The sequence below is a fragment of the Shigella sp. FC1661 genome (assembly GCF_001712525.1).
Lineage (GTDB): Bacteria > Pseudomonadota > Gammaproteobacteria > Enterobacterales > Enterobacteriaceae > Escherichia > Escherichia coli.
In genome coordinates, this window is the sequence record NZ_MDGW01000390.1 from 1 (window position 1) to 900 (window position 900).

Annotated in this window: 1 protein-coding gene and 1 pseudogene; one reads left to right on the top strand and one right to left on the bottom strand. The window is 45.2% G+C overall.

Going from position 1 to position 900, the window contains the following annotated elements; all coding sequences use genetic code 11:
• Positions 1 to 140: 140 nt before the first annotated feature.
• A pseudogene (dgcZ, locus tag BFF42_RS18775) lies at positions 141 to 650 on the bottom strand (diguanylate cyclase DgcZ); the annotation flags it as partial.
• A gap of 55 nt (positions 651 to 705) precedes the next feature.
• On the opposite strand from dgcZ, the gene BFF42_RS18780 reads away from it, so the two are divergent.
• A partial coding sequence (locus tag BFF42_RS18780) for an IS1 family transposase (protein WP_001649947.1) occupies positions 706 to 900 on the top strand: 195 nt, incomplete at its 3' end.

Genomic DNA, 900 nt, shown 5'->3' on the forward strand with positions numbered 1-900 from the left:
AAGTTGATTTTCAGGAACCGTTCTGACAGCTTCGGCTTTGAACTCTTTAGAGTAACGTTGGTTTTTTCTGCTCATTATTAGCTCCTTCTGATGCCATTCTATTTCAGGAAGGAGTGTCCGTTAAACTCAGGCTACCTCACTTTGACAATAATGATAAATTCTTCGCCCCCGTAGCGATAAACCGTTTCGTAATCACGCGTCCAACTGGCTAAGTAAGTTGCCAGGGTGCGTAATACTACATCGCCGATTAAATGCCCGTAGGTATCATTAACCAATTTAAATCGGTCAATATCCAACAACATTAAATAAAGATTCAGAGGCTCAGTGTTGCGTAACTGATGATCAAAGGATTCATTAAGAACCCGACGCCCCGGCAATCCCGTCAAAACATCCATATTGCTACGGATCGTCAGCAAATAAATTTTGTAATCGGTTAATGCCGCAGTAAAAGAAAGCAACCCCTCCTGAAAGGCGTCGAAATGCGCGTCCTGCCAGTGATTTTCAACAATAGCCAGCATTAATTCCCGACCACAGTTATGCATATGTTGATGGGCAGAATCCATTAGCCGAACGTAAGGTAATTCATCGTTATCGAGTGGCCCCAGATGATCAATCCACCGACCAAACTGGCACAGTCCATAAGAATGGTTGGTAATGCTGCCAACTTACTGATTTAGTGTATGATGGTGATTTTAAGGTGCTTGCGTGGCTTCCATTTCCATCAGATGTCCTTCCTGCTCCGCTACTGAAGGCGTGGTGCGTAACGGCAAAAGCACTGCCGGACATCAGCGCTATCTCTGCTCTCATTGCCGTAAAACATGGCAACTACAGTTCACTTACACCGCCTCTCAGCCCGGTACGCACCAGAAAATCATTGATATGGCCATGAATGGCGTCGGA